Below are 6,000 nucleotides of genomic sequence, written 5' to 3' on the forward strand. Positions count from 1 at the left end.
CATGAAGCAAACAAAGGCATACGTATGCAGCGAACTCTTGATTTCCGCAGGTCCTGGCCTGGGCCGGTCATTGTGCGCCATGCCCCGGGCCTTGCCGCAAGCCCCCTCGTCCGCTATACCTTGAGAGTGGCAAGGAGGCGTTTCTCTCCTTGCCTTCTACGTTTCTGCGGGCGGTGTTCTACGGGCGGCTGTGGCGCGCGTGCCGGAGCAGGGGGCCGGACACCGGTGCCGCCCCGAGACCGCTCTCGCCGTCCTGGTGCCGCAGAACCCAGTCGTCGAGGTCCCGCGCGGCCTCCAGCGGCTCCCTGAGCAGGTGCGACCGCCACCATTCGGGCTCGCCGGAGGCCCGCGCCACCTCCAGCGCGGCCCCGACCGCCCGCCAGTCCGCCCCGGCGGCCCGCTCGTACACGGCGGCCGCGGCCAGCAGCCGATGCGCCGCCCCGAGGAGGCGGACCGCGTCGGCCAGCGCGCTGCCCGGGGCCGCGCGGGTGCCGTCGGGGCGCAGCTCGTCCGGGCCCACGGGGACGGCGGCGCGGGCGAGTTCGGCCAGTTCGTACGCCTCGTAGGCCAGGGCCAGGCGGGCGCGGGCCGCCTCCGGCCACGGTGCGGCGGCCGCCGGGTCGGGTGCGCTCATGACCTCACCCCCGGACGAAGTACAGGACCGTCATCGTCACCGCCGTGGTCAGCACGATGCCGCGCAGCAGCCGTGCCGGAAGGCGCCGCGCCAGGTGGGCGCCCCCGAAGCCCCCGGCCACCGCGCCCGTCAGGAGGGCGCCGAGGACCAGCGGGGTGTCCAGGGCGTCCGAGGCCACGAGGAACAGCGCGGCGGCGGTCAGGTACACCGCGGCGACCTGCGCGATCCGCATCGGGTTGCCCGCCGCGGCGTCGAGTCCCAGGCCCACGCTCCACAGGGCCAGCATCATGATGCCTACGGCCCCGCCGAAGTATCCGCCGTACACCGCGAGGGCGAACTGCGCGGCGAGCACGGCCCGGGGGCCCATCGCGACGGGGCCGCCGGATCCCCTGCTCAAGGCGTCCAGGACACGGCGGCCGCAGGCCAGGAGCACCGTGGCGAAGGCGAGCAGCCACGGCACCGCCGCCTCGAACGACGCCGCGGGCAGCGTGAGCAGGAGTCCGGCGCCGAGGCCGCCGCCGAGCGCGCTCACACCGGTCAGGGACCGCGTGGACACCGGGCCGACCGGGCCGAGTTCACGCCGGTAGACCCAGGCACCCGCCACCGCCCCCGGCACGAGGGCGACGGTCGAGGACGCGTTCGCCGTCACGGGCTCCACCCCGGCCGCGACCAGTGCGGGCAGCGCCACGAACGTGCCACCGCCACCGAGCGCGTTCAGACCGCCGGCGGCGACCCCGGCGAGCAGCACCCACAGCGTCTCGGACATCTGTCGAGCATCGGCCCCCGGGCGGTACGCCCACAATGCGCGATCCGCGTACCCAGCCTAAGGCCCTGACATAGGCTGAGCCGGGTGCGCTACGACCTGGACGACCTGCGGCTCTTCCTCGGCATCGTCACGGAGGGCTCCATCACGGCGGGCGCCCGCCGCGTGCACCTGAGCCTGCCCTCGGCCAGCGCCCGGGTGCGCGCCCTCGAACACCACGCCGGGGTGCCGCTCCTGATCCGCGGCAGACGGGGCGTGCGGCCCACCCCCGCGGGCGCCACTCTGGCCCGGCACGCGCGCGAGGTCCTCGCCCAGACGGCCCGCCTCGACAGCGCCGTCGCCAGCTACACCCGGGCCCCGGCCGCCCCGCTGACCCTGCTCTGCGGCGGCTCCGCGCGTTACCGGCTCGTCCCGCAGGCCCTCGTCACGTTCCTCGGCGCCCACCCGGACGTCGACGTCACGGTGTCCGAGCAGCGCACCCCGCGGACCCTGCGGCTGCTCGCCGACGGCGAGGCGGACCTGGGCGTCGTGGTCGACGACGAGGCCCGCGACTGCGGACTGGTCACCGAACCCCTCGGGGACGACTCGCTGGTGGTCATCGGCCAGGCGGGCGGGGCACTCGCCGGACGCGCCGCGCTGACCTACGACGAGGTCGCCGAGCACCCGCTCGTCGGCCTCGACGCGGGCTCCTCGCTGCGCCGCTGGATCGAGAGCCACCTCGGCCCGCACGCGCCGGTCGTACGCCACCGCACCACCGCCTCCGACCTCGACGTCCTCGTCTCCCTCGCCGCCGCGGGCGTCGGGCTCGCCGTCGTACCGCGCCGCGCCGTCGACCCCCGCCTGCCCCTCGACGTGTCCGCGCTGCGGGAGCCCTGGGCGCGCCGCCACCACCTGCTGGCCTGGGGCGTCACGGAGGGAGCCGCGTCGACGGCCGGACGGGCGCTGGCCGAGCACCTGCGGCGGGCGGCGCTCGCGGAGGGGGCGTTCGGCGGGGGTGAAGGGGAGACCGGCCCGTAGCCCATCCGCGTACCGAACATTGCATACCGTCGACCAATCCCTGTCCGCCCCCTTCCCAACAGGCTCCTGGATTCCTACCGTTCGGGATCATGAGGCCCCCCGTAGCGCCACCCGGCTGGAGCCGCTGGCTCGTGCCGCCCGCCGCCCTGTCGGTGCATCTCTCGATCGGCCAGGCCTACGCCTGGAGCGTGTTCAAACCGCCCCTGGAGTCCGCGCTCGACCTCAGCGGCACCCAGAGCGCGCTGCCGTTCCAGCTCGGCATCGTCATGCTCGGCCTGTCCGCCGCGTTCGGCGGCACCCTCGTGGAGCGCAACGGGCCGCGCTGGGCGATGTCCGTCGCGCTCGTCTGCTTCTCCTCCGGCTTCCTGGTCGCCGCGCTCGGCGCCGCGACCAGCCAGTACTGGCTGATCGTCCTCGGCTACGGCTTCGTCGGCGGCATCGGGCTCGGCATCGGCTACATCTCCCCGGTGTCCACGCTCATCAAGTGGTTCCCCGACCGGCCGGGCATGGCCACGGGCATCGCGATCATGGGCTTCGGCGGCGGCGCGCTGATCGCCTCGCCGTGGTCGGCGCAGATGCTGGAGACCTTCGGCTCCGACTCCTCCGGCATCGCGCTCGCGTTCCTGGTGCACGGCCTGACGTACGCGGTGTTCATGGCGCTGGGCGTGTTCCTGGTGCGGGTGCCGAGGTCGGAGGGCGCGCGCGTCCCCGGGGCTCCGGCGCCGCTCGACGGGCCGCAGGTGTCGGCGCGGCAGGCCGTGCGCACCCCGCAGTTCTGGTGCCTGTGGGTGGTCCTGTGCATGAACGTGACCGCCGGCATCGGCATCCTGGAGAAGGCCGCCCCGATGATCACCGACTTCTTCGCGGACACCTCGACGCCCGTCTCGGCGTCCGCCGCCGCGGGCTTCGTCGCGCTGCTCTCGGCGGCGAACATGGCGGGCCGCATCGGCTGGTCGTCCGCCTCCGACCTCGTCGGCCGCAAGAACGTCTACCGCCTCTACCTGGGCGCGGGCGCGCTCATGTACCTGCTCATCGCCCGCTTCGGCGACGACTCCAAGCCCCTGTTCATCGTCTGCGCCCTCGTCATCCTCTCCTTCTACGGCGGCGGCTTCGCGACGATCCCGGCCTACCTCAAGGACCTCTTCGGCACCTACCAGGTCGGCGCGATCCACGGCAGGCTGCTCACCGCCTGGTCGCTCGCCGGGGTGCTCGGCCCGCTGATCGTGAACTGGGTGGCCGACCGCCAGGAGGAGGCGGGCAAGCACGGCCCCGGCCTCTACGGCGTCTCCCTCTCCATCATGATCGGCCTGCTCGTCATCGGCTTCGTCGCCAACGAGCTGGTACGTCCGGTCCACGCCCGCCACCACATCAGCGCGCCGAAGGAGCCATCCGATGACACCGCAGACGACGCCGCCGAGCCCGCAGCCAAGTGAGACCCCGCCAAGGCGTCGCCCCTTGATCGTCGGTGCCTGGCTGTGGGTGGGGCTGCCCTTGGCCTACGGTCTCTACGAACTCGTACACAAGGCCAAACAGCTCTTCACCGGGTGACACGATGTGGCGAAGCATCCAAAGCGGAAGCTCCTTTCCTGTTGCATTACCTCACCTGTTACCCGTGAGTCGCTGAGCAGACTGGACGGTCCCGTACTGCCTGCACCACGAGGGGATCCGCCCATGCCCGGCTCACGCATCGCCGCCGTCGGCCACTACCAGCCCGCCAAGGTGCTCACGAACGACGACTTGACGGGCATGGTCGACACCAGCGACGAGTGGATCCGCTCCCGGGTGGGCATCCGCACCCGCCACATCGGGGGCCCCGAGGAGCCGGTCGACGAGCTCGCCGCGCACGCCGCCGCCAAGGCGCTCGCCTCCGCGGGCAGCGCCCCGTCGTCCGTGGACCTGGTCGTCGTCGCCACGTCCACGGCCATCGACCGCTCGCCGAACATGGCCGCGCGCGTCGCCGCCCGCCTCGGCCTCGCCTCGCCCGCCGCGATGGACGTCAACGTCGTCTGCGCGGGCTTCACGCACGCCCTCGCCACCGCCGACCACGCCGTACGGGCCGGGGCGGCGAGCCGGGCCCTGGTCATCGGCGCCGACAAGATGTCCGACGTCACGGACTGGACCGACCGCACGACGTGCGTGCTCGTCGGCGACGGGGCGGGTGCGGCCGTCGTCGAGCCCTGCGGGGACGGGGAGGAGCCCGGGATCGGCCCGGTCCTGTGGGGCTCGGTGCCGGAGATGGGGCACGCGGTGCGCATCGAGGGCTCGCCGCCCCGGTTCGCGCAGGAGGGGCAGAGCGTCTACCGCTGGGCCACCACGAGGCTGCCGCCGCTGGCCCGCGCGGCCTGCGAACGGGCCGGGCTCGTCCCCGCCGACCTCGCGGCGGTCGTCCTGCACCAGGCCAACCTGCGCATCGTCGAGCCGCTCGCCGACCGGATCGGCGCCGTCAACGCGGTCGTCGCCCGGGACGTCGTGGACTCCGGCAACACCTCGGCCGCGTCGGTACCGCTCGCCCTGTCCAAGCTGGTGGAGCGGGGCGAGATCTCCAAGGGCGATCCGGTGCTGCTGTTCGGTTTCGGGGGGAACCTGTCGTACGCGGGGCAGGTCGTGCGCTGTCCGTGAGGGGCGCTGTCGCTGTGACGGGAGGGGGTCCGTCGTTGTGACGCGTCCAACTGCCCCTGGTGCTGGCCCTTGTGCTCGGTAAACTGTAGACAAAAGCCAATCCGTTTGGCTTGACTCGGCTTGACGTCGTCCAGGAGGGGGCCGGGATGTTGTCCGCAGGACTGCCACAGGGGACAGTGCCCAAGTTGGAGCGTCCCGGCCCGCTGCGCGAGCGGGTCTACGAGGCGCTGCTCGAACTCATCACCACCCGCGCCCTGCGCCCCGGCCAGCACCTCGTCGAGAGCGAACTCGCCGGACACCTGGGCGTGTCCAGGCAGCCCGTGCGCGAGGCGCTGCAGCGGCTGAACACCGAGGGGTGGGTGGACCTGCGGCCCGCGCAGGGGGCGTTCGTGCACGAGCCGACGGAGGAGGAGGCCGACCAACTCCTCACCGTCCGCACCCTCTTGGAGGCCGAGGCCGCGCGGCTCGCCGCCGCCAACGCCGGTACGGCCGGGATCGCCGCCCTCGAAGAGCTGTGCGCCAAGGGGGAGTCGGCCGTCGCCGCCGGTGACGTGGACCTCGTCGTCGCCACGAACGCGGCGTTCCACGCCAAGGTGATGGAGCTGGCCGGGAACGTCGTCCTCGCCGAGCTGGCCGGGCAGGTCGACCGGCGTGTCCGCTGGTACTACACGCCGGTGGCCCGCCAGCGCGGCAAGCAGTCCTGGATCGAGCACCGTGAGCTCATCGCCGCGATCGCCGCACGGGACGAGTCCCGTGCGACGGAGGTCATGCGTGCGCACACGGAGCACACGCGCCAGACGTATCACGAGCGCAGCGAGTCCTGACCTCCGCGGGGCGCCCCAGTCCCACCCCTCCTCCGAACCCGGGGGGGGGGGCGCCCGCGGGCCCCCCCGCGGGCCGCGCGCCCCCGCGGGGGACGCTGCCCGCGGGCGGGGGGGGTGGGGGGGGACAAATACAAAATCATATC

6 protein-coding genes are annotated in these 6,000 nt (G+C 73.5%); 4 read left to right on the forward strand and 2 right to left on the reverse strand.

The window, feature by feature from the left end:
- Positions 1 to 178: 178 nt before the first annotated feature.
- Together ACFVHO_RS36595 and ACFVHO_RS36600 are read right to left on the reverse strand one after the other, a co-directional pair.
- Entirely contained in the window at positions 179 to 634 is a 456-nt protein-coding gene (locus ACFVHO_RS36595; protein ID WP_385724598.1) for a hypothetical protein, read from the reverse strand.
- Positions 635 to 638: 4 nt separating this feature from the next.
- Entirely contained in the window at positions 639 to 1,400 is a 762-nt protein-coding gene (locus ACFVHO_RS36600; protein ID WP_385724601.1) for a sulfite exporter TauE/SafE family protein, read from the reverse strand.
- Between the two features lie 84 nt (positions 1,401 to 1,484).
- On the opposite strand from ACFVHO_RS36600, the gene ACFVHO_RS36605 reads away from it, so the two are divergent.
- From ACFVHO_RS36605 to ACFVHO_RS36620, 4 genes are all read left to right on the forward strand, one after another.
- A complete protein-coding gene (locus ACFVHO_RS36605; RefSeq protein ID WP_385724604.1) occupies positions 1,485 to 2,414 on the forward strand; it encodes a LysR family transcriptional regulator in 930 nt (309 codons plus the stop codon).
- 89 nt (positions 2,415 to 2,503) lie between these two features.
- On the forward strand, positions 2,504 to 3,847 hold the full coding sequence (locus ACFVHO_RS36610) for an OFA family MFS transporter (RefSeq protein ID WP_385724607.1): 1,344 nt from the start codon (positions 2,504 to 2,506) through the stop codon (positions 3,845 to 3,847).
- A gap of 238 nt (positions 3,848 to 4,085) precedes the next feature.
- The gene (locus tag ACFVHO_RS36615) at positions 4,086 to 5,033 is read left to right on the forward strand and encodes a beta-ketoacyl-ACP synthase III (RefSeq protein WP_385724610.1); all 948 of its coding nucleotides are present in this window, start codon (positions 4,086 to 4,088) and stop codon (positions 5,031 to 5,033) included.
- A gap of 146 nt (positions 5,034 to 5,179) precedes the next feature.
- On the forward strand, positions 5,180 to 5,857 hold the full coding sequence (locus ACFVHO_RS36620; RefSeq protein ID WP_385724613.1) for a GntR family transcriptional regulator: 678 nt from the start codon (positions 5,180 to 5,182) through the stop codon (positions 5,855 to 5,857).
- The last annotated feature ends 143 nt before the right edge of the window (positions 5,858 to 6,000 follow it).

It is taken from the genome of Streptomyces sp. NPDC127108, assembly GCF_042677545.1.
Lineage (GTDB): Bacteria > Actinomycetota > Actinomycetes > Streptomycetales > Streptomycetaceae > Streptomyces.